This is a genomic window from Streptomyces sp. NBC_00440, assembly GCF_036014215.1.
Taxonomy (GTDB): Bacteria; Actinomycetota; Actinomycetes; order Streptomycetales; family Streptomycetaceae; genus Streptomyces.
The window spans coordinates 2,955,904-2,976,778 of record NZ_CP107921.1; the positions used below are offsets into that span (position 1 = coordinate 2,955,904).

Here is a 20,875-nt window from a genome sequence, read left to right on the forward strand (position 1 = left end):
ACACGCATGGAGCCGGAACACACCCGCACAGAACCCCGAACGGCCAACCCCAACCCCACCAACCCCACCAAGAGCACCACGAGCACCACCAGCACCACCAGCACCACCAGCACCAGCCCCACCACGGAGCCTCCCCCCACCCCCCGTACCGCGGGCGGCGGAGCCCTCGCCCCGTACCGCCGACTGCTGGCCACCCCCGACGCCCGCGCCTTCACTGCGGGCAATCTGCTCGCCCGGCTCCCCATGGGGATGTTCAGCGTCAGCGCCGTGATCATGATCGCCGGGTCGCGCGGCTCGTACGGGCTCGCCGGGTCCGTCACCGCCACCGGTCTCGCCGCCACAGCGGTCGTCGGCCCGTGGACGGCGCGTCTGGTCGACCGTTACGGCCAGGCCAGGATCGCCGTACCCGCCACGCTGCTCGCGGCGCTCGGCTCGCTGGCCCTGCTGCTCTGCGTACGGTACGAGGCCCCCGACTGGACGCTGTTCGCCGCCTACGCGGCCACCGCCACCACCCCCAACACCGGCGGGATGTCCCGGGCCCGCTGGTCGCATCTGCACCGCGGCGACCCGGACACCCTGCACACCGCCAACTCCTTCGAACAGGCGGTGGACGAGCTCTGCTTCATGCTCGGCCCCATGGTGGCGGCGTTCCTCTGCTCGTCGCTCTTCCCGGAGGCGGGCACCCTGGTGGGAGCGGTACTCCTGGTCACCGGCGTACTGATCTTCGCCGCCCAACGCGCCACGGAACCGCCCCCGGCACCCCGTACGACCGCGACGCGCTCACCGCTCCGCGCCCCCGGATTCCCGTCCCTGATCGCGGTCTTCCTCGCGACCGGCGCGGTCTTCGGCGCGATGGAGGTGACCACGATCGCCTTCGCCGACGCGCAGGGCCACCGTTCGGCGGCGGGCGCGGTCCTCGCACTCCAGGCAGCCGGCTCATGCATCGCGGGCCTGCTGTACGGATCGGCGCGCCCGGCACGCAACGTACGGCGGCGTCTGCTCGGCTGCCTGGCCGCCATGACCGTACTGATGACGGGCCCGCTCATCGCGGCATCGGCGACCGGCTCGCTGCTCGCCCTGTCGGCCGCCCTGCTCCTGGCGGGCGCGGCCACCGCACCGACGATGGTCACCGGTATGGCGGTGGTGCAACGCAGCACCCCGCAGGGCCAGTTGAACGAAGGAATGACCCTGACCGTCACGGCACTGCTGGGCGGCATAGCAACGGGCTCGGCAACGGCGGGCTGGGTAGTGGAACACCTGAGCCCCACCACCGGCTACACGGTCCCCACATCGGCGGCAGCCATCGCCCTGCTGCTGTGCGCGGCCACGCACCGGGGCGGGACCCGGACCGCGGAATCCGGGGGCGAGTAGCTGAAGAAGGCGACCCGGGCGCCGGGAACCGGCACTGACCTGCGCTGTCGGAACATGCCGGGCCTGTCGAGGCCTGTCGAGGTCGAGGCCTGTCGAGGTCGAGGCCTGTCGAGGTCGAGGCCTGTCGGCCATCTGTCAGGCGGCATCGAGGGCTGTCGGCCGGATGTCGGAAGCGTGTCGGTGGGGTCCGGCACTGTTCCAGAGACAGCCGGCCGGAGGTCACCGGGCGGCCCGATCCGAAGGAGCCACCATGCGCACCCCCGTCACGATCATCGGCGCCGGACTTGGCGGCCTCACGCTGGCCCGCGTCCTGCACACCCACGACATCCCGGTCGAGGTCTACGAGGCAGAGGCCTCGCCGGAGGCACGGGCGCAGGGCGGGATGCTCGACATCCACGACTACAACGGGCAGCTCGCCCTCGAAGCGGCCGGTCTGATGGAGGAGTTCCGCGCCATCGTCCTGGAGGGCCGCCAGGCGATACGTGCTCTGGGCCAGGACGGCGCCGTCCTGTTCGAGAAGGCCGACGACGGCACGGGCGGCCGACCGGAAGCCCAGCGCGCGGACCTGCGGCGGATGCTGCTCGACGCGCTCCCGGAAGGCACCGTCCGGTGGGGCCGCAAGGTCACCGGCGCGGGGAACCTCGGCGGCGGCCGCCACGAGGTGACCTTCGCCGACGGGAGCACCGTCACCACGAGTCTGCTGGTCGGCGCGGACGGCGCCTGGTCGCGGGTCCGCCCGCTGCTGTCGGAGTCGATGCCCGAGTACGCCGGCACGTCGTTCGTCGAGACCTACCTGTACGACGCCGACAGGCGGCACCCGGCCGTCGCGGAGGCGGTCGGCGGTGGCGCGATGTTCGCCCCCGCCCCGGGGAAGGTGATCCACGCCCACCGCGAACGCGGCGACACCCTGCACGCCTATGTGGAGCTGACCAGGCCGCTGGAGTGGTTCGACGGCATCGACTTCGCCGATCCGGCCGCGGCCGCCACCCGCGTCGCGGCGGAGTTCGACGGCTGGGCGCCCCAGCTCACCGCACTGATCACCGACACGGACACCCCGCCGGTCCTGCGCCCGCACTACGCCCTGCCCGACAGGCACCAGTGGGACCGGACGCCCGGAGTGACTCTGGTCGGCGACGCAGCCCACCTGCTGGCTCCCGACGGCGAAGGGGCCAACAGGGCCATGTACGACGGCGCCGAACTCGCCAAGGCACTCGCGGCCAACCCGGACGACGTAGAGGCCGGCCTCGCCGAATACGAGCAGGCCATGTTCACCCGCATGAGCCAGGCCGACGAGGAGACGTCCCTGCACCTTGAGGAAATGTTCGGCGACGGCGTCGCTGAAAGCCTTCTCGCTCTGGACCCCGAACACCAGCAGGACCACTGAGCAGACTCCGCCGTCGTACGTCCCCGGACTCGACTCGCAGGCAACAAGGCATCCAGACAGCAAAGTTCAGCAGTCACCCGAGGGCAGGAAGGCAAGCGCCTGCTGAAGATTGTGCTCGGCGATACCCATCATCGCGTCGCGGTCGGGGAAGTCTCCGTCCAGGAGCCGCAGAGGTCCGGCGACGAGTGACAGTCGCATCGCCAATGTGTAGAAGGCAAGCCGCTGTTCATCGAGACCCCGGCTGTCGAACCATCGGTAGTGCTCCCGGAATCGGATGCGCAGGAACGCGTGCTCCCATTCGACGTCGAAGAACATCAGGCCCTCGATGTCGATGAGGACGGGCTGCCCGAGCCGGTCCACGAGCACGTGGTCAGGTCCGAGTTCGCCATGGATGAGCCCGTACTCCGAGCGTGGACGCACGGCGGCGGCCAGCCCGCGAACCTCTTCCTCCAGGCGCCGGCGGACGCGTCCGATCCGGCTGTCGCGCGAGGCGGCCTCGGCGAGGTCGTCGAGCGCGCGGTCGAGGACGCCCTGCTCACACGACCGGCCCCGGGAAACGCCGCCGCCGTCGATCAGGGCGACCTTGCCGAACCCCGGCCCTGTGTGCCGCCGCATCACGCCGAGCGTCTCGGCGAGCGCCGCCAAGGTCGCCTCCATACGCTGCGGTTCGCGGCGTAGGAGCGCCTCAAGGTTCTCACCTGGAACGTCCTCGACGACCGCGATGTCCGCCGGATAGTGGCTCCTGCTCCGATCCGCCAGAAGAATCCTGGGCGTGCGGATCCCGAGGGCGTCGAGACGCCTGTTGGCAGCCTGGAACAGATCGATGCCGGAGGCGTGCGAAAACGGGTCCGTATGGTCGTCGGCAGTGTGGCCGTCGGCGTCACCGGGATCCGTGGTGGGCCAGAAGTTCTCGGCGTCGTCCCAGATATAGACGATCGCAGTGAAGTCGTCGTCGAAGGTGAGGCGGTACACGCCCTTCTTGCTGCCACCGCGGAGCCGTGCCACGCCGGCGAGGCGGCGTCCGTCCCCCAGAGCCGCGCGCGCGGCCCCTTCCAGGTGATCACGCGTGACCACCTTGCGTGTTACGTCCACGACCTGCGTACCCCTCTCTTCGCCCGCACAGACCCACTCTGACAGCGTGCCCGGCTCGCCCGCGTGTTCTTGGAACCGGTCTCTGGATGATCGATTCCAAGGGGTTTGGTGGTCATAGGCGGTCAGGGCTCGGATGACCGATTGGCCGGTGCGATCGCACCTGATTTACCGCACCCGCATCACCGCCCGACCGAACCGTCGATCTGCTCGCGCAGGATGTCCGCGTGACCGGCGTGCCGGGCGGTCTCCTCGATCATGTGGACCAGCACCCAGCGCATCGACGGCGGCGCAGTCTCGCGCAGCGAGCGGGCACCGGGGCGGTCCAAGTCGGTGCAGGCGAGGGCGACCTCGTTGGCCCGGGCGACCGCCTCGCGATAGGCGTCTGCCACGTCGGATGCGGTGTCGTCGGCGGACACCGTACCCTCGTCCTCCCATTGCTCGCGGTCGGCGCCGGCGTAGGCCCAGACGAACCAGTTGAGCTCAACGGCCGTCAGGTGCTTGAGCAGTTGGAGCAGGCTGGTCCCGGAAGGGACGCCGGCCGTGCGGACCGCCGGCTCCGGGACACCGGCCGCCTTCACGAGCACGGACTCGCGCAGGTAGTCCAGGAAGGTCAGCAGGGTGGTCTTCTCGTCGACGTTCAGGCCGGGGGGCCGAAGATCGGTGCGGGGCTTCATAGTTGTCATGGCGGAACCGTAGCTGCAGCCTCTTCTTGTAGCCGGGCTGCTTCGGCAGGTACGGGAACAGGTGTCGCAGATACGCTCGGGCATGCCGCGCCACCGAGCTTCGAAGGTGTAGCCGAGCATTGCCTGCATCATCGGCAGCGGCACCAATTCGGCATCGCTGAGCTGCGACGCTATGCCGACCACCGGCCGCCACGGGGCGAGCTGCGGCGACCCCTTCAGCAAGTCGTCAGCCGTGGCGTAGAGCGCGGTCGCGAGGGAGTCCATGTCTGGCGTCACAAACCTGGCTGTGGGCTCCCGCGTCTCACGCGCAGCCAACCATTGGAATCGATCATCTAGCGGGGGCCGTACCGGGAGAGCCCACCGGTACCGAGATCTCCGCCGAGCTCTGCGGGCAGCGGTACCGGCTCGCCGTACAGACCATGGACGACCCCCTGGTACGTGTCCGCACGGGGCCGGGTGAACAGCGACCACGTCCCCGTACGCGGATCGATCTGCAGCAACCGCGCGACACCTGCGGCGGCGTACCACGCGGTCTTCTCGTTGATGCCCTTGAGCCGTTCACTCGGGGAGACGACCTCCACCGCCAGCTCGACAGCGTCCGCGTCCAGCAGCCACTCGTCGGCGTCCTTGAACGCGCGCGGGCCGATGGTCAGATCCGGCGTCGCGTAGTCGTCGGGGTCATCGGCCATTGGAACAGACACATTCATCGGAACAGACACATTCTCGAACGCTTCATTCACGGCGGCCAGACCGGGCCTGATCGCGTCCCGAAGATCGATGACGATCCCCGCGCGCTTGCCGCTGGGGCTCGGGGGCATCACGAGAGTCCCCCCGATGATCTCGACTCGCATGCCTGTGGCCTGCTCGATGCTCTCGGCGGCCTCACGCAGATGCCCCCGGCGAACGGGGATGGAGGGGTGGACCTGACCTGCCAAGGTGTCTCCTCCTTGCATGCGGAGCTCATGCGGTATTCCTCGCTTTAGGGCAGCCGTCAGGCCGCGGCACGAGTTGTCGCACGGGCTGCCGGACGGCAGTCGGCGCACAGCTCGGCCGGGTCATGGGTGCGGTGTGCGCGTTCGCAGCCGTCGCAGGTGTGGAGCGGGGCGAGGGTGTGCCGCGCGGGGCCGGCCGGAAGCGGTGGTGGGAGAAGCGTGGCGAGGCGGTGTTCCAGGAATCGGGCCGGGTGCCGGATGGGCTCGGGCTCGCGTGGCAGGTTCGCGGTAAGAGTGCGCGTGACCTGGGCGGGCGCGGCATCGCGGGCGAACCAGTCCTCAACGGCCGGGGCGAGGCGCTGGATGTCACGGGCGGAGAGAAGGAGCCTGGGGTCGGCAACCCGAAGCCGGGCCAGAAGATCGGCGGCGGGGCCGGTCGCGGGCGGCGGCGGAAGTGACGGCGGGGAGGGCGACGGCGGCCGGGGCTGTACGGGGGCCACGGGACGCCGCACCGAACCGGTGGGGGGCAGCGGACGACCGGCCCGCGCGACGACCGACGGGGCAAGGTCCTGAGCCGGGTGCGGGTCCGGCTCAGATGCGCACCCCGGCTTGTCATAGGCGAAGGTACGAGTAGCCACCCGCCCACCACCCAACGGGACCCGTCGGCGCTCCAAGTAACCAGCAGCCTCAAGCTCGTTGAGCGCTCTACGGATGGTCGTCTCGCCCTCCGGGAAGCGCAAGGTCAGCGCCTTGGCGGTGACGGAGGCGCCATCGGGGAGCGACAGGATGTGCAGGGCAAGACCCATCGCGGTCGCGGAGAGACGCGGATGCTGGGCGAGGTGGTTGCCGATCACCGTGAACCGGTCGGTGTGACGGTGACGTACGTGGAGGACTCCGGCACGCGGAACGCCCTCGGGGAGCGCGGACATGCCAGCGCTAAACTGCGGATCAGCCATCGGGAAGCTCTTTCTTCCTGGGTGGTCAGGCCCTCGGCCAGGATTGCCGTCCTGTCGGGGGCCGTCTGTTTTCGGTTGTGGTGGTGAGTACGCGGTGGTGCGTACGAAATGCCACTGCTGCGGCCGACCGTACCGCACCGATCCGACAACCGACTGCGCCATCACCCGTACGTGTGACGGGGGCAGTTGGGCGGTTGGGTTGGGTAGTTGGTTCTCTCCGGTTGCTTTAAAGAGGAGCGCGCCCGACCGGGACGCGGAATCCCGGGCCCCGGCGCCGACCTGCGTGAACGCGGGCTTACAGCAACGGACTTGGCTAGTCGCAACCTGCTACTCAATCCCGACGTACGCCGTCTATGAACGCGGTCCAGGCAGCCCCCGGAAAGACCAACGAACGGCCGGTGGGGTTCTTGCTGTCCCGGACGGGGACAACACCCGATATGCCATCGGCGACCTCCAGGCAATCGCCGCCCTGGCCGTTGCTGTACGTGCTCTTGCGCCACCGGGCGTCGGCCAGGTCGATTCGTGCAGCGCGCATCAGCTGTACTCCTCCATCACTGAACGGATGACGACCAGGGACTCATCCGGGGGCAGCGCCTTGGCCTGCAGCAGATCGTAGGCCAAGGCATATTCGGCCACCTCCTCCGGAGCCTCCAGCAGTTCCCCGGAGTGCGAACTCTCGGTGTAGGCCACATCCGGGCCGCGGTCAAAACTCAACAGGGTCAATGACCCACCCATGACCGGGTGTTCTCCCTGGCTGAAGGGAAGCACCTGAAGCACCACGTGCGGCGTCCTGGCCATGTGGAGCAGGTGGGCCAACTGCTTACGCATGCCCGGTCGACCACCCACGGGACGGCGGATCACCGACTCATCCAGAATGCACCACAGCAGAGGGGGAGCACCGCCCCCGAGGATGGCCTGCCGTTCCGTTCGAGCAGCGACCAGCCCCTCGATCTGGGCATCAGTGTCACGCGGCCGACTGATACGCAACAGGGCACGCGCGTACGCCTCGGTCTGAAGCAGGCCCGGCACAGCATGCGCCATGTACTTGAGCATCTTGATCGCCTTGGCCTCGTAGGTCACAAACGTCTGAACCCAGTCCGGGAAAGGAGTTCGTCTGGCGTGAATCCACAAGTCCACGAGATCGCCGTCCGCGCCCAGCAACGCGTCCAGCTTCCTGTTGACGTCCTCCGGCGGGGTTTCGTTACCCAGCTCGAACTGCGCGATCCGGCTGTGCGCGATGGGAATCCTGTCGCCGAGTTCCCGCTGCGTCCAACCGGCACGCGTACGGAGCTTGCGCAGCTTTGTGCCGTACAACGCGGCGAGTGATGCGGACGGGTCGAGTTCCTTCGGCGCAGGCACAGTCGCTCCCGTTTTCGTTCCAGCGCTCCGAAAACCGCTACCCCTGGTGACCGAAGCTCTACACACCGATGCTTTGAGTGAAAGGTACAGGCAGAGGGAAAGGCACGACGGTCATGGGAACGGCGCATCACAGCAAGGCAGTTGCACAGCTACGCGACGCGGAGTCGGCCCGGGACGAACTGCGCGAAGCGCTGACGGCGGCGGACGTCCTCCTGCCATCGCTGGGGCTCGACCCGGTCTCGCTCGCCAGCGACTATCTGCCACCTCTCGTGGAACTCGGACGGTGCAACCCCGATGTGGCCCGGCGTCTGGCGGAAGTCCTGCGGCGGCGTGCCACATGACCAGCGTGCCCGAGCAACAGGAAGAGGAGTTACGGAAGGAAGAGAAGGAGAAGAAGGAGGAATCCGCCGTGCAGCGCCGCCGCGAGGAACTGCTCGCCAGGGTCCGTGAGGCGAACAAGCAGAGCCGCTTCCGCCCCCGATAGCCCGACGATGGACAACACGGCCATTCAGCGCAGCCAACCATAAAGACGAGCAAGGGGGTTCGCAGAAAGGCGTACCCCTGCCACCCGGCCCGGAAGATCCGCGATCTCCCCCGCTACTCTGCATCGTTCATCACCACAGAGGGAGGACCTCATGGCCATGCGTAAGGCGACCGTCCAAGAGCAGATAAACGCGGCCATCGCTCAGGCCAACCCGAGCGACCGCCCGCGCGTCTCCATCCAGGCCATCGCAGGGCCAAACCCGGTACTGATGAGCTTCCTGAGCATCATCGGCCAGGCGTTCCTCACGTACTACTTCGTCACCGTGACCGACCAGGCCGTGCTGGTACACAAGGCCAGCCGCCTCAACAACCGCCCACAAGGGATCGTCCACGCCCTCCAGCCGGCCGAGGCGATGAGCGCGGTCAGCAACATCAGGCGCGGCGGACTGTGGAGCTCGTTCCGCCTCCAGCTGCCGGGTCAGCCCAAGCCCACGAAGATGAACGTGCACCGCATCTGGCGCCCGGAAATGGACCAGCTCCTGGAAATGCTGACGGGCTACCGACCGGCCGCATGATGGCGCCCGGAACGGGCTCCCGCCTCGCGAGCACGGGGCTTTGGCCTCCCAGGGATTCTCGTACAGGCTGAGACCGAACTGGTTCCCCATCGCCTCGCGCAGCGTTTCAGGGCCTGGATATGGCCGACTTGTAGGCTAGTTCGTGCTCGTAGGACAGCCTGGGCTGCGTTCACATCCCGAACCCGAAAATCCTCGTCAATATGACCTCAATGTCCAACGGGGGGCAAGGCTGCCGGTGGTCGATCGGCAGGAGAGTACCGGGCCAAAAGGAAGACTGGATGCGTTGTCGCGGACCGTAACGGCCGCTGCCAGGGCGTGAAACAATCTCGGACGGGTACTGGGATGACGTGGGGTCGGGTCGCCGACGCGACCTGCAGGAGAAGCGCCCCCATGCCACCATCACTCTGGTCGCTCCAGCGATCTGCACCATCGCCCGACGTCGACGTCCACGAGGAAAGTTACCGCAGTGATGCACAGCATGCTGAACCGGAAGCTTCGGATAACCGCGCCTGCTCTCGGGGCCACCGTCATCCTGGCCCTGACAACTGCCGCCTGCACGTCCAGTGGTACTGAGCCGAAGAGCGGAGCTTCCTCACCTCCCGTGTCCAGTACTCCGTCACCGTCGACGACCCTGAGCGCTACACAACTCCGCAAGCAGGCCGAGGCTGCGCTTCCAAAGGGGAAGGCCGCAATGCATGGCGGTGCGCTGGCGAAGGACGGCGTGACACGCCGTAAGGCAACAAAGCTGCGGTGGGGCGAGCGGTACGTCCTGGAGATCGTCTGCGCCGGGGCGGGTACGGCCGTGATGCACTTCAAGGCGGAGAGCACCGGGGCAAACGGGGACAGCGACATTGCTTGCGATCGCAGGCCGAATTCGTTCGGCTTTACCGGCGGTGACAATTTCTATTTTCAGGTCCGCCCGTCACACGCTGACGGCTTCGTCGCTTGGCAGGTCGTGCAGAGGGACTACCAGGGCTGAGGGCCCCTCCGCACAGACCGAACTCAGCAGTCCCTACCTCTGGCCCAGCACCTGCAACCAGACCTTGTCGTGCCCGAACTTGGCTACGACCGCGGGGTCCGCGAGCCAGCGGCTGTACGACTCCCGCTGCTGAGGCGTCATCTTGCTGACGTCGACTTCGCCGCCGTTGTCCTTGATTGCCTTGACGAAATCATTCTTCGGTGACGTTATGTACTTCGGGTCCCCCCAAGGATTTCCAGTGTAGATGTGCCGTGGATTTACAGGGTAGATGTTTCGTTTCTCATGGGGTTCGCGGTAGCTCACCGGTCCGAATTCTGGAATCTTATGTGGATCGAAGTCCTCTTCGGCCATGACCTCTACCTTGCTACTAAATGCACTCTGCCAGCTGTTCTTCGGTTTGTTCTCCTTCAAAGCCTTGATGGCGCCGAGCAGATCCTTCGGAGCATCACTCGGCTTCACTGCGATTTCGAATTTCACCCAGTCGGTCAACAGGCCTGTCGCGAGGCCCTGTCCGATGCCAGTTGCTGCAGCCGCGGAGCCAGCCAGACCTGCACCGCCCGCCGCACCCCCACCAACGGTAAGCGCACCATCGATCAGTGCGCTCCTGAAGCCATTGACGCCGTCAGCCCACGCCTGCGCGTCATCGCCGAGCGCCTTGTCCGTAGCGTCGTAGGCGGTGGCATAGAAGTTGCCCATCAGTCCTTGCTTGAAGGCGTTGAAGGACTTGGCCTCATCGTCCGACGTCTTCGTGAGCGTTGTCAGGTGCGTATACTTCTTCTGGTTCGAATCAAACAGTGCACTCATCGCCCCCGCCGCATGTGGCTCACGGATCGACTCCTGCATAAAGGCCTGCCAGATGTCGGGCGATACCTCGATTCCGGGCGTGTCAGGGTTCTGGCTCTTACTGAACGCCTTGTAGTCCCACTTATCCGAATCCCAGTATCCATCCTGAGCTGGAGACGTGATGGCACCCTCCATGGCGTCCCAATTATTCGCCATGAGCTCGGAGTACAGCACCTGAGCACCTGGAAGTGCGTGAAGCCCCTTGAGGTTGTCGTCTTTCTGGTGATGGAAGTTATTTATGACGAGCATTGCCGTATTTTTCTCGGCAAGCGCAGGGGCCGCCTTTCCGAGCCCGATGGTGCCGGCCTGCAGGACCTTGAAGAATGCCTTCTCCCGCACTGGATTGCTGTGCGCTATCCCGCCCGGGTAGATCCCGTCGTCCACAACCTTGGGATTGTGTTCCATCCACTCTCCCGCTGCTGCCGGATTCTTCAATAGGGCGGTGAAGAGCTGCGAGAAATGGTCGTTGTTCCATGGACCTTGGTCAGATCCGTTCATGAACTGGTTCTCATGCGTCCGGGACTTCTCGTTGAAGACCCTGTCGCCCAGTGCTACCAGAAAGTCCTTGTCGGGAGTGCCACCTTCAAGGAGGGGTATCAACCGGTCAGGGCGGAAACCCTGGTGGTCCGGATCGAGGGCGAACTTGTCGAACCACTGGTTCCAGTAGTTCTGCTTCTGCTTCGATGTCATGCCTTCGGTTGCGACCTGAGTGAAGCTGCCCAGCGTCGCGGCCAAGACGCCGCGGTCGAAGCCGCGCTGATCCGGGTGATCGGCGTATCGGTTGTCGTACGGATGATCGTCGGCGAGTTTGTTGGCCAACCAGGCCACCTGGCCGGGGCCCAGCGCCTTGTAGAAAGACGCTAGGTAGTCGGCGTCGTTCGAGTGAGCGTCGAGGGCATGGAAGAGGTCTTCGGAGGCCACGTCTCCGTCCTTCAGAGCCTTCTTGAACTCCTCGCCGAGAGCTTTGCCATCTTTTCTCGCCTTTGTCACGGCGGACTTGCTCACGTCGTTCTCATTGATCTGGGTCATTCCCTTGAAGCCAGGGAAGCCCACTTCCATGTTCAGCGCCAAGTGATGGCGCCTGCGCAGCATGGGCAGTTCGCCGTCGGCCCAACCAGCGATCTTCATCAGCCCGTTCGGACTGGCTGTCGGGATACCGTATCGCTCGAACTGCTGCTTGTAGTACGACGCCCTGGAATGCAGCGTCTTCTGGTCCCTCTCAAGTGCGCTGATTGTCTCCTTCAGCCTCTCCGGGTTGATCCCTGAGAAGTCCCCGCTGTTTCCGCCTTCATCGGGCCCGCCCACTGCGATCCCCCTCCGCCCATTCTCAGTAGTCCTGCAGATCCATTCGCATCATCTTGGCTTCCGCCGGGCTCACCTTCTCAGGAGACCGATCGATCTCGGCTTGCACCGCCGGTACGAGATCACTGACGAGCTTCTGCAGATGTGTGCGGTGACCTTCGATGTCCGTATGCCACTTCCGAGCGTTCTTACCAACCCAGGAGGGTGCGTGCTTGCCACCGACGTCCCCTGCCGGCTTCTTCAGAAGCTTCTTGAGATCGTCGACCTCAAGAAGCAACTCCCGCTTCAGAGAGACCAGTCGGGCCCGGTATGGATTGTCCACTTTCGGATTTGCATCGGTCATGTCGTTCCCCTCCCCGCTTGGACGTTCCTTCTCTGCACCTTAGCCTCGATCGTTCATAAGTCCTCGGCAGTTCGCGGGCGGGGCTCCGTGTCTGAGTGGTGCAGATTTACCGGGGGTTGAGGCAGGCCCAGGACCGCATCCAAACAAGGTTCAGTGCGATCTGGAGGCTCCCCGGTCAGATCTGGTCCTGGGCTGTGTCATGCAGGGGAGGTTGCGTAGGTCGGTGTTGCAGGCTCATTGGATTCCGGCCTCGGTGCGCGCCGCCTTCCCTGGCGCAGTTCCAGGTCGGCAAGCAGGCCCGTCCTCAGCGTTGTTCGTGAAGGTCAGCCGCTGCCCCTCGATCGATATCGGTTAAAGCGCAACTGGGCACCGGGGCGCGGGCGTTCCTGGTGGACGATCAGCCACAATTACTCTGGCCAGCAGGGGAGGCCGGGTAGGCCGATGACCTTCGCGAGATGGGGCGAGGGTACTTGGGCGTGTCGCTGGAACTTCAGCCCCCCTCCGTTGCCAGAGGCGCACGTCCTGGCGGGGCAAGGCCATCGGGCACTGCCCCGGGGCCACTCTGTCGCCGCCCCTCCCTCTCGGGGAGAACCTGGTCACCACTCGCGACCCCACGGGTAACCTCCCCCTTCAGAGTGTTTTCCGTCAGCGGACGATGCTCTGGATTTCCTTGACGGTGACGTCTTGCGGGGTTCCGTAACTACCGGCCGGCAACTCGGTGGGCTTGGGATGGCCCGTGCCTATCCAGCTGATCTTCCACGTGACGGTGGCCTTGAACTGGTACGACCCGGAGCTCGCCGTCGAGCGCAGATACTCCACTCCGCAGGGGGGATCACCCTTGTCGCCCGGGGTCCGTTCCGTGCCGATCTTGCCGTTGTGAATCGGGCAGTCACCGCTGGCCGGGTATACCTGGGCGTCTGCGGTGCCCGCGTCGATGTGCATGCTCACCGGCGTGGCCGTAGTGGTGGCCTGGATGTTCAGCACGTCGACGCGGGCTGTAACGGACACCGGATGGAAGTCCGCGTTCTTCAGCCACACCCAGGTGGGCAGATTCACGACCTGATTGCCGTCAGCCGGCGCCATGCTGGCCTTGCCTTGCGGGATACGGACCTCTCCGTAGGCCAACTGCGCCAGAATCTCCGGGCTGACCACCTCGGGAACGTCGGCGGGCGGCTGGTGGCCTGTGTCCACCCAGAAGGGAGACTTGGTGCAGTCGGAAGCGGAAGCGTCGTCGAGGCGGTCGGACTTGTACGCGCCCCACCAGTAGCCCTTGCCCTGCTTCTTAACGTTGAAGTTCCCGTACTTCCCGTCGAGGTACTTCTCTCTGTTCGCCTTCGCAGTCAGCGCGTCGTGATTCGGGCTGAAGTCGACGCTGCCCCCCAAGCGCGTCTGCGCGGCACTCTCCGCCGTCCATTTCGGCGCATACCAGCACGCCGGTGGCGACCAATTACCGATCGGCGTCAGCGGCCCGGCACCACCCTTTCTGGGGTTCTTGCTGTGATCGAACTGGAAGAGATCGCCGCCGGCGGTCGCGGAAGCCTTCCCGTTAGAAACATCCGCGCGCCCTGCGGAAACCTGGTTACCGTATTTGCCCCTCGCGGCATACGCGACACTCGGCGCAAGAGTCACCACTGCGGCCACCGATACGAGGAAGAGCTTCCTCAGCGTGCCCCCTACGGCTGGCATTCTGCCGCCCCCCTCTTCGAGTCCACGTCTACGGTGCGCCATACGCCCTGACCCGACTTGGTAAGCCGGGTATTGTACAAGACATACGCGTCACTCGTCGCGGGTGAACGGTCGACCTTCCCAGTCTTGTCCTTGATGAACGCCTTGCTTTCGTCCGAGCAGTAGATGACCACCGCTGCTCCGTCACTACGAAAGCTCACCTTGCGGTCGAAGTAGCGGGTAGTCCCGATCCAGGTGGCGCCATCTGCCACCCATCCCTTGATATATACCTGCGCAGACCCAATAGCTGCGCCTGTGCTGTAGAAATCCAGAGCGGGAGTATCCGTCTTACCGCGGGAGATAGCGTCGTCTTCAGAGTTCACCATCCGTGCGTTGTCCGCCAGAACCGCGTCCTTCTTCGGATCGCCCGTGTGCTGCCCCTCGAAGACATTCTTCGTCGAGCTCGGCAGCGTGATCTTCGGCCGCTGCACCCCAGGCGACGCCGAAGCGCTCGGGGACGCGGAGTGAGGAGCCGCCTCCGCGCCCTTGATCTTGTTCGAGTTGTCGCTTCCGCCGTTTCCGCTACAGCCAACAAGCAGGAAAATTCCTGCCGTCGCAAACGCACCGGTGCGCACCTTGCCTCGCGTCACGCCCGCCCCCGCTCCTCGTTGCCCTGCACCGCCACATCACTCTGCGGCGATATCTCCGTTACCAACAGCTCCCACTCTAGAGGCGAGTTGGGCTCGATTCGCTACCGGGCCAGCCAATCGCAACCGGCCTGTTCACTTCGGGAACCGGATCGTGGCCATTGCTTCCGGTAATTCCGATTTGCTGCTGCAGCTCAGGACCAATCGATCTCCGCCAAAGCGCAGCAGTGGGGGGCGTAGGCCAGGCGCTGACGCGACCATGCGACCGACCTGGCGACGAGCGAATGTTCGAGATTCAAGTAGCGGGATGGTCTTTCACATGGCCAGAAGGTGATTACGACATATGTGGACGACCTGACAGAGAAGAGTCGGCGGGGATCTCCACGCACAGCATTCTTGTTGATGGAGCCGGTGTTGAGATCGACCTCACGGACGAGAATTACGAAAAAGCTTCTTGAGATCTTCCGCAACCCAAGTTCGCCCCAGCCTGCCCTCACGTGATCGGAAAGGCGCCGCGCCCTGGGGGCCGAAATTGCGAACGTGATGCGGGTCTGCCGCCCGGGGATGATATTTACTGGTCGCGCCCGACCACAAAAAAGGCTCATGCCCCACCGGAAAATTCCGGCAGGGCATGAGCCACACATGGGGTGGTGGAGATGGCGGGAATCGAACCCGCGTCCAACGGTGCAGAACCAGGGCTTCTCCGAGCGCAGTTCGCTGCGATTTTCTCGGCCCCGGAGATCTCGCGAACAAGTCTCCGACAGGCCCAGTCACTGTTTGATTTCCCACCGATCCCCGTGACCGGGACCGGTGGTTTAGTTCCCTAGCTTATGCCAGGATCCGGGTCGGGAACTTCCCCGGGCTGACACCCATTTAGGGTCCTTCAGTCACTGCTTATTAGGCAGCGAGGGCGAAGGACTGGGAATCGCGCTTAGAATTGGCGATTATTTTTTGCGACATATGGTTTACGAGATCATTGCCGCTTCCTCGGCTCGCTTCACCTGCTTCAACAGCCGCTGTCGAAACCGATCATCCCCATGTTGTTTTTTCAAGGTGGTACCGCGCCCCGTGGGGTGCAGTGCCATCGTACGTGACCAACGCACGACGGTGCCACTGTATTCCCCGCAGGTCGCCCGTCACGCCGGCCCGTCCCGTCAGGCGCGCTGCTTCCTGCGGACCGCCGAGACCGCCCGGTCCGTCTCGCGGCGGTCCTGCTTCTCGCGCAGGGTCTGGCGCTTGTCGTACTCCTTCTTGCCCTTCGCCAGCGCGATCTCGACCTTGGCCCGGCCGTCCTTGAAGTAGAGCGCCAGGGGCACGATCGTGTGGCCCGACTCCTGTGCCTTCGACTCCAGCTTGTCGATCTCCATGCGGTGCATCAGCAGCTTGCGCTTCCGGCGCGCGCTGTGGTTGGTCCAGGTGCCCTGGGTGTACTCGGGTACGTGGACGTTGTGCAGCCACGCCTCGTGGTTGTCGATCTGGACGAAGCCGTCGACCAGGGACGCCCGGCCCATCCTCAGCGACTTCACCTCGGTCCCGGTCAGGACAAGCCCGCACTCGTACGTGTCGAGGATGAGGTAGTCGTGCCGTGCCTTTTTGTGCTGGGCGATCATTTTTCGCCCGGTTTCCTTAGCCATAGTGCGTCCATTTTCGCACTAAGCCCCTCCCCCGAGGCCACTCAATACTGTCTCGGCTCTCGACTCGGCCCGATCACCCGCCGTCACGTCCGGTGTGATGCCCCGCCCGTCGACGCTGTGGCCCCCTGGCGTGCGGTAGTGGCCGACGGTGAGCTCCGCCACGGATCCGCCCGGCAGCGCGCTCGGCATCTGCACCGAGCCCTTGCCGAAGGTGCGGGAACCGACGGTGACCGCCCGGCCACGGTCCTGGAGGGCCCCCGTGAGCAGCTCCGCCGCGCTCATCGTGCCGCCGTCGATCAGGACGACCAGCGGGCGGTCCGTGTCGCCGCCCCGGCGCGCGTAGAGGGCGCGCTGCGCGCCGTGCACGTCGTACGTGGCGACCAGGCCGCCGTCCAGCAACGCGGAGGCCGCCGTGGTGGCCTCGGTGACCAGGCCGCCGCTGTTGCCCCGGAGGTCCAGCAGGATGCCGCCGCCCGCGGGAGCGGCCCGGACGGCCTTGTCCACCCGGGCGCCCGAGCCCTTGGTGAAGGCGGTGACCTTGATCAGCGTCGCCCGGCCGGGCAGCCGCGTCACGGTGACCGGGTCGGTGGTGAGCCTGGCTCTGCGCAGGGTCCTCGTCACGGTGTCGCCACCGCGCCGTACGCCGACGACCACCGGGGTACCCGGGACGGACGCGGTGTCGCCGCCGCGCAGCTGCGAGACGACGTCGGTCACCGGCCGGGTGCCGACCTGGCGGCCGTCGATCGTACGGAGCAGGTCGCCGGCCCGGAGACCGGCCCGCGCCGCCGGGCCGCCCGGCTGGACCCGGGCCACTTCGATCCGGCCGTCGCGGACGCGCCTGGCCCACAGCCCGACGCCGGTGTACTCGCCGTCGAGCGCGTCCTCGAACTGCTCGTAGTCGGTCCGGTCGTAGACGGCGCCCCAGCGGTCACCGCTGCGGCCGACGACGTCCTCGGCCGCCTTCGTACCGGACTTGCCGTCGGCGACCGCGTCCGATGTCGCCCTGACGAGTTCGGCGCGGTCGACGGTGGACGCGGCGCTGCGTGTTCGCGCCGGACGGGGCGTCCGCTCGTCTCCCGGCAGGGAGTTGGTGGCCGCCGCCGTGGCGAGAACGCTCACAAAGACCAAAGTCAGAGCCGCCCCGCGGCGAAGGCTGCGGGGCGGCGAAACGAATTCCGGGCCTGACATGGCGACCACTGTAGACCGACGCCCGTGCGCCGTAGGGGGCGTTCACCCCACGGCGCCCGGGGCGTGTCTCACACCTTCAGGTACTTGCGCAATGCGAAGAGAGCGGCAAGCGCGGGCATCAGCAGCCCAATCGCCAGTACCAGCGGCAGTTTCGACAGGACGGCGTCCCAGCCGATGAAGTCGATCAGGTTCAGCTTCTCGTGCAGGGCGAGTCCGTGGTCGATCAGGAAGTAGCGGCCGACGAGCAGCATCCCGCAGGCCACAAGTCCGCCCAGCAGACCGGCGAACGCCGCCTCCATGATGAACGGCATCTGGATGTAGAAGCTGGACGCGCCCACCAGGCGCATGATCCCGGTCTCGCGTCTGCGGCTGAACGCCGATACACGCACGGTGTTCACGATCAGCATCAGCGCGATCACCAGCATCAGGGCCATCACACAGAGCGCGGCGACGTTCATCCCGTTGAGGAGCGCGAAGAGGTTCTCCAGGATGCCGCGCTGGTCCTGGACGGTCATGACACCGTCCCGGCCGGCGAACGCGGTGGCGATCACCTTGTACTTGGTGGGGTCCTTGAGCTTGACGCGGAACGAGGACTGGAGCTGGTCCGGCGTGATGGAGCCCGTCATCGGGGCGCCCTTGAACTCCTGCTGGTAGTGCTTGTACGCCTCGTCTGTGCTCTCGTAACTCACCTTCTGGACAAGGTCGGTCATCTTGTTCAGATCGGTCTCGATCGACTTCTTCTGCTCCTCGGTCACCGGACCCTTGGCGCACTTCGGGGTGGAATCCACATCACCCTTGGAGCAGAGGAAGATCGAGACGTTGACCTTGTCGTACCAGTAGCCCTTCATCGTGTTCACCTGGTCGCGCATGAGCAGCGAGCCACCGAACAGGGCGAGGGACAAGGCGACGGAGACGATGACCGCGAAGGTCATCGTGAGATTGCGGCGGAGACCCACGCCGATCTCCGACAGGACGAACTGGGCGCGCATGGCGTCCTTTCAGTGCTGGTAGCCGTAGACGCCGCGCGACTGGTCGCGTACGAGACGGCCCTTCTCAAGTTCAATGACGCGCTTGCGCATCTGGTCGACGATCTGCTGGTCGTGGGTGGCCATCACCACAGTGGTTCCGGTCCTGTTGATCCGGTCCAGCAGCTTCATGATGCCGACGGAGGTCTGCGGGTCGAGGTTGCCGGTCGGCTCGTCCGCGATCAGCAGCATGGGGCGGTTGACGAAGGCCCGCGCGATGGCGACGCGCTGCTGCTCACCACCGGAGAGCTCACCGGGCATCCGGTCCTCCTTGCCGCCGAGGCCGACCAGGTCGAGGACCTGGGGCACGGCCTTGCGGATCTCACCGCGCGGCTTGCCGATGACCTCCTGCGCGAACGCGACGTTCTCCGCGACGGTCTTGTTGGGCAGCAGGCGGAAGTCCTGGAAGACCGTGCCGAGCTGGCGGCGCATCTGCGGCACCTTCCAGTTCGACAGGCGCGCGAGGTCCTTGCCGAGGACGTGCACCATGCCGTGGCTGGTGCGCTCCTCACGCAGGACGAGCCGCAGAAAGGTCGACTTGCCCGAACCGGAGGAACCCACCAGGAAGACGAACTCCCCCTTCTCGATCTCAAGGGAGACATCCCGCAGGGCGGGGCGGTTCTGCTTGGGGTAGGTCTTGGAGACGTTGTCGAATCGGATCACGAGTGCACCACGTCGGCCGGGAATAGGTGAGCGTGACATTACGCGAAGCCGCAGTGCGCCCGCATGCAGCATCCGTCGATGCGTGGTATGTCCGCGTTGAGCCCGGGTACGGACCGGGTGGAATCCGGCGGGGCGCGCCGAAACGCGCGGGAGCTGGCACAGTGGTAAGGGGAACAGTTGCGGTTCGCCGGGCGTTGTCGGGAGTGACAGCGCGTGGAACGGCTCCGCCGCATGGGAGGAGTGCGCATGACCTACGACCGATTGGTGTGCGCCAATTGCGCGTCCCCTGTCAGTGAGGGCCGCTGCCGGGTCTGCCGGGCCAGCAGAGAGCGCCTTCAGCAGGAGGAGGGTTCCTTCGGCGGGCTGAGCCCGCTGGTTCTGGTGAGCGCGCTGATAGTGCTGGTGGCCGCGCTGGCCCTGCTGGCACACCAGACCATCTGAACGAGACATCTGAACGAGATCTGAACGGCGCCGTCCGCTCACATGACATGGGGAAGGGCCCCGGGTTCCGACTGGAACCCGGGGCCCTTCCTCGTACGTGCTGAACCCTCACCCTCAGGCGAGGTTCCCGCCGCGGCCGGCGAGACGCGGCAGCATACGGAAGCCGATGCCACCGGCGATCATCGTCGCGGCACCGATGATCAGGAACGTGGTGTCACCCGCACCGGTCTCGGCGAGCTCCTGCTTGGGCTTGCCCTGCTCGACCGGCTGGGAGCCGAGGTTGTCGGGCTGGGTGCCGGTGCTGGAAGAACCGCCGGTCGTGGACGAACCGCCCGTGGTGGACGAGTGGGAGCCGCCGGTGGAACCGGAGGTGCCCCCGTTGTCGCCCGAACCACCGGTGGTCGAACCGCTGGTGGTCGAACCGCCGGTGGAGCCGCTCGTCGAACCGCTCGTCGAGCCGCTGGTGGAACCGCTCGTGGTCGAACCGCCGTCCTGGCCCTGGTCGGACGATCCACCGGTCTGGCCCTGGTCACTCGAACCACCGGTCTGGCCCTGGTCGGACGAACCGCCGTCCTGGCCCTGGTCACTCGAACCACCGGTCTGGCCCTGGTCGGACGAACCGCCGTCCTGGCCCTGGTCCGACGAACCGCCCGTCTGACCCTGGTCGGACGAACCGCCGTCCTGACCCTGGTCCGACGAACCACCGGTCTGGCCCTGGTCGGACGAACCGCCGTCCTGACCCTGGTCGGACGAACCGCCGTCCTGACCCTGGTCCGACGAACCGCCGTCCTGACCCTGGTCCGACGAACCGCCGTCGACGCCACCGATCGGGTTGGTTCCGCCGTCGGTGCTGCCACCGTCCGCGCCGCCGTCGTCGCCCGACGTGATCGAGATGTCGGTGCCGAGAAGCGGGACATGAATATCTGCGGCCTGTGCCGCGCCCGCGGCGGTCAGCGAGGCGCCTGCGGCGATCACTGCGCCCGCAGCTATGCGCGCTACGCGAATCCGCGTCTTCTTGGTCATCTGGCTGCTACCCCCAGTAGCTCATTGTCAATGGTGCAGCGCACGGGGCAGGCAGGCCGTAGGGATCATGTGTTTCCGTCCCCCCGATCACACGCGCCCCAGAATTACGCATGCCGCGTGTCACTTTTCCCACTTTTAAGAACCGCGTCAAGGCCGTTGCGGGCGCGATGCCTGAAATGCAATGACTTGCCCGGCGTACGGGAATACGACTGTGACGCAGTAGAGGAACTGCCGTCTCCAGGACGGTAGTTCCTCTACTGACTATGTCGATAAAGCGCTGGTTCGAC

22 protein-coding genes, 1 other RNA gene and 1 pseudogene are annotated in these 20,875 nt (G+C 66.0%); 7 read left to right on the forward strand and 17 right to left on the reverse strand.

Translation table 11 applies throughout. From position 1 onward, the window contains the following. The first annotated feature begins 6 nt into the window (after positions 1–6). Positions 7–1,371 (forward strand): MFS transporter, encoded by a 1,365-nt coding sequence (locus OHB13_RS13235; RefSeq protein WP_328377220.1) that lies wholly within the window; start codon positions 7–9, stop codon positions 1,369–1,371. 250 nt (positions 1,372–1,621) lie between these two features. After that, positions 1,622–2,755, forward strand: coding sequence for an FAD-dependent oxidoreductase (locus OHB13_RS13240; RefSeq protein ID WP_328377221.1), 1,134 nt, complete (start codon positions 1,622–1,624; stop codon positions 2,753–2,755). A 66-nt stretch (positions 2,756–2,821) separates the two neighbouring features. On the opposite strand, the gene OHB13_RS13245 is transcribed toward OHB13_RS13240, so the two are convergent. The 7 genes and pseudogenes from OHB13_RS13245 to OHB13_RS13270 form a co-directional block, all read right to left on the reverse strand. Continuing rightward, positions 2,822–3,847, reverse strand: coding sequence for a phosphotransferase family protein (locus OHB13_RS13245; RefSeq protein ID WP_328377222.1), 1,026 nt, complete (start codon positions 3,845–3,847; stop codon positions 2,822–2,824). A 179-nt stretch (positions 3,848–4,026) separates the two neighbouring features. After that, positions 4,027–4,521 carry a DinB family protein gene (locus tag OHB13_RS13250; RefSeq protein WP_405755897.1) on the reverse strand — a complete coding sequence of 165 codons (495 nt, stop codon included), beginning with the start codon at positions 4,519–4,521 and terminating at the stop codon, positions 4,027–4,029. Between the two features lie 22 nt (positions 4,522–4,543). Then, positions 4,544–4,794: pseudogene (locus OHB13_RS38765) on the reverse strand (IS982 family transposase); the annotation flags it as partial. Positions 4,795–4,862: 68 nt separating this feature from the next. Next, positions 4,863–5,465, reverse strand: coding sequence for a Uma2 family endonuclease (locus tag OHB13_RS13255; protein WP_328377224.1), 603 nt, complete (start codon positions 5,463–5,465; stop codon positions 4,863–4,865). Between the two features lie 56 nt (positions 5,466–5,521). After that, complete coding sequence (locus OHB13_RS13260; protein ID WP_328377225.1) at positions 5,522–6,418, reverse strand: helix-turn-helix domain-containing protein; 897 nt, start codon at positions 6,416–6,418, stop codon at positions 5,522–5,524. A 331-nt stretch (positions 6,419–6,749) separates the two neighbouring features. Continuing rightward, positions 6,750–6,953 (reverse strand): DUF397 domain-containing protein, encoded by a 204-nt coding sequence (locus OHB13_RS13265; RefSeq protein WP_328377226.1) that lies wholly within the window; start codon positions 6,951–6,953, stop codon positions 6,750–6,752. Continuing rightward, positions 6,953–7,777, reverse strand: a complete 825-nt coding sequence (locus OHB13_RS13270) for a helix-turn-helix domain-containing protein (RefSeq protein ID WP_328377227.1) — start codon at positions 7,775–7,777, stop codon at positions 6,953–6,955. The genes OHB13_RS13265 and OHB13_RS13270 overlap by 1 nt, the downstream gene beginning before the upstream one ends. Positions 7,778–7,890: 113 nt before the next feature. Between OHB13_RS13270 and OHB13_RS13275 the strand changes: the two genes are divergently transcribed. From OHB13_RS13275 to OHB13_RS13290, 4 genes are all read left to right on the forward strand, one after another. Then, positions 7,891–8,118, forward strand: coding sequence for a hypothetical protein (locus OHB13_RS13275; RefSeq protein WP_266856485.1), 228 nt, complete (start codon positions 7,891–7,893; stop codon positions 8,116–8,118). Beyond that, complete coding sequence (locus tag OHB13_RS13280; RefSeq protein ID WP_328377228.1) at positions 8,115–8,261, forward strand: hypothetical protein; 147 nt, start codon at positions 8,115–8,117, stop codon at positions 8,259–8,261. The genes OHB13_RS13275 and OHB13_RS13280 overlap by 4 nt, the downstream gene beginning before the upstream one ends. Positions 8,262–8,412: 151 nt before the next feature. Continuing rightward, complete coding sequence (locus tag OHB13_RS13285) at positions 8,413–8,835, forward strand: hypothetical protein (RefSeq protein WP_328377229.1); 423 nt, start codon at positions 8,413–8,415, stop codon at positions 8,833–8,835. 691 nt (positions 8,836–9,526) lie between these two features. Then, positions 9,527–9,814, forward strand: coding sequence for a hypothetical protein (locus OHB13_RS13290; protein WP_328377230.1), 288 nt, complete (start codon positions 9,527–9,529; stop codon positions 9,812–9,814). Positions 9,815–9,847: 33 nt separating this feature from the next. Here the strand turns inward: OHB13_RS13290 and OHB13_RS13295 are convergent, their stop codons facing one another. The 9 genes from OHB13_RS13295 to ftsE form a co-directional block, all read right to left on the reverse strand. Beyond that, entirely contained in the window at positions 9,848–11,962 is a 2,115-nt protein-coding gene (locus tag OHB13_RS13295; RefSeq protein WP_328377231.1) for a hypothetical protein, read from the reverse strand. Positions 11,963–11,984: 22 nt separating this feature from the next. Next, positions 11,985–12,302, reverse strand: coding sequence for a hypothetical protein (locus OHB13_RS13300; protein WP_328377232.1), 318 nt, complete (start codon positions 12,300–12,302; stop codon positions 11,985–11,987). 645 nt (positions 12,303–12,947) lie between these two features. Continuing rightward, entirely contained in the window at positions 12,948–13,943 is a 996-nt protein-coding gene (locus OHB13_RS13305) for a hypothetical protein (protein ID WP_328377233.1), read from the reverse strand. A gap of 32 nt (positions 13,944–13,975) precedes the next feature. After that, the gene (locus OHB13_RS13310) at positions 13,976–14,617 is read right to left on the reverse strand and encodes a hypothetical protein (protein ID WP_328377234.1); all 642 of its coding nucleotides are present in this window, start codon (positions 14,615–14,617) and stop codon (positions 13,976–13,978) included. A gap of 645 nt (positions 14,618–15,262) precedes the next feature. Continuing rightward, positions 15,263–15,651, reverse strand: a transfer-messenger RNA (tmRNA) gene (ssrA, locus tag OHB13_RS13315). A gap of 117 nt (positions 15,652–15,768) precedes the next feature. Continuing rightward, the gene (smpB, locus tag OHB13_RS13320; RefSeq protein ID WP_266856477.1) at positions 15,769–16,248 is read right to left on the reverse strand and encodes an SsrA-binding protein SmpB; all 480 of its coding nucleotides are present in this window, start codon (positions 16,246–16,248) and stop codon (positions 15,769–15,771) included. Positions 16,249–16,266: 18 nt separating this feature from the next. Then, positions 16,267–17,436 (reverse strand): S41 family peptidase, encoded by a 1,170-nt coding sequence (locus tag OHB13_RS13325; RefSeq protein ID WP_328377235.1) that lies wholly within the window; start codon positions 17,434–17,436, stop codon positions 16,267–16,269. Between the two features lie 68 nt (positions 17,437–17,504). After that, on the reverse strand, positions 17,505–18,425 hold the full coding sequence (gene ftsX, locus OHB13_RS13330; protein WP_266856473.1) for a permease-like cell division protein FtsX: 921 nt from the start codon (positions 18,423–18,425) through the stop codon (positions 17,505–17,507). Positions 18,426–18,434: 9 nt separating this feature from the next. Next, positions 18,435–19,124: a cell division ATP-binding protein FtsE gene (ftsE, locus tag OHB13_RS13335; RefSeq protein WP_164266073.1), complete on the reverse strand. Its 690-nt coding sequence runs from the start codon at positions 19,122–19,124 to the stop codon at positions 18,435–18,437. A gap of 246 nt (positions 19,125–19,370) precedes the next feature. Here ftsE and OHB13_RS13340 point away from each other — a divergent pair, with 246 nt between their 5' ends. Then, a complete protein-coding gene (locus tag OHB13_RS13340) occupies positions 19,371–19,565 on the forward strand; it encodes a hypothetical protein (RefSeq protein WP_266856470.1) in 195 nt (64 codons plus the stop codon). Between the two features lie 114 nt (positions 19,566–19,679). Here the strand turns inward: OHB13_RS13340 and OHB13_RS13345 are convergent, their stop codons facing one another. Continuing rightward, a complete protein-coding gene (locus OHB13_RS13345) occupies positions 19,680–20,588 on the reverse strand; it encodes a hypothetical protein (protein WP_328377236.1) in 909 nt (302 codons plus the stop codon). Positions 20,589–20,875 lie beyond the last annotated feature (287 nt).

Excerpts from the sequence above, each read along its gene's own strand:
- OHB13_RS13325 (WP_328377235.1), bottom strand. The coding sequence starts at position 17,436 with ATGTCAGGCCCGGAATTCGTTTCGCCGCCCCGCAGCCTTCGCCGCGGG.
- ftsX (WP_266856473.1), bottom strand. The coding sequence starts at position 18,425 with ATGCGCGCCCAGTTCGTCCTGTCGGAGATCGGCGTGGGTCTCCGCCGC.
- OHB13_RS13265 (WP_328377226.1), bottom strand. The coding sequence starts at position 6,953 with ATGCGCGCTGCACGAATCGACCTGGCCGACGCCCGGTGGCGCAAGAGC.
- OHB13_RS13290 (WP_328377230.1), top strand. The coding sequence starts at position 9,527 with ATGCATGGCGGTGCGCTGGCGAAGGACGGCGTGACACGCCGTAAGGCA.
- OHB13_RS13280 (WP_328377228.1), top strand. The coding sequence starts at position 8,115 with ATGACCAGCGTGCCCGAGCAACAGGAAGAGGAGTTACGGAAGGAAGAG.
- OHB13_RS13345 (WP_328377236.1), bottom strand. The coding sequence starts at position 20,588 with ATGACCAAGAAGACGCGGATTCGCGTAGCGCGCATAGCTGCGGGCGCA.
- OHB13_RS13340 (WP_266856470.1), top strand. The coding sequence starts at position 19,371 with ATGACCTACGACCGATTGGTGTGCGCCAATTGCGCGTCCCCTGTCAGT.
- OHB13_RS13250 (WP_405755897.1), bottom strand. The coding sequence starts at position 4,521 with ATGAAGCCCCGCACCGATCTTCGGCCCCCCGGCCTGAACGTCGACGAG.
- OHB13_RS13260 (WP_328377225.1), bottom strand. The coding sequence starts at position 6,418 with ATGGCTGATCCGCAGTTTAGCGCTGGCATGTCCGCGCTCCCCGAGGGC.
- OHB13_RS13300 (WP_328377232.1), bottom strand. The coding sequence starts at position 12,302 with ATGACCGATGCAAATCCGAAAGTGGACAATCCATACCGGGCCCGACTG.
- OHB13_RS13275 (WP_266856485.1), top strand. The coding sequence starts at position 7,891 with ATGGGAACGGCGCATCACAGCAAGGCAGTTGCACAGCTACGCGACGCG.
- OHB13_RS13235 (WP_328377220.1), top strand. The coding sequence starts at position 7 with ATGGAGCCGGAACACACCCGCACAGAACCCCGAACGGCCAACCCCAAC.
- OHB13_RS13240 (WP_328377221.1), top strand. The coding sequence starts at position 1,622 with ATGCGCACCCCCGTCACGATCATCGGCGCCGGACTTGGCGGCCTCACG.
- smpB (WP_266856477.1), bottom strand. The coding sequence starts at position 16,248 with ATGGCTAAGGAAACCGGGCGAAAAATGATCGCCCAGCACAAAAAGGCA.
- OHB13_RS13285 (WP_328377229.1), top strand. The coding sequence starts at position 8,413 with ATGGCCATGCGTAAGGCGACCGTCCAAGAGCAGATAAACGCGGCCATC.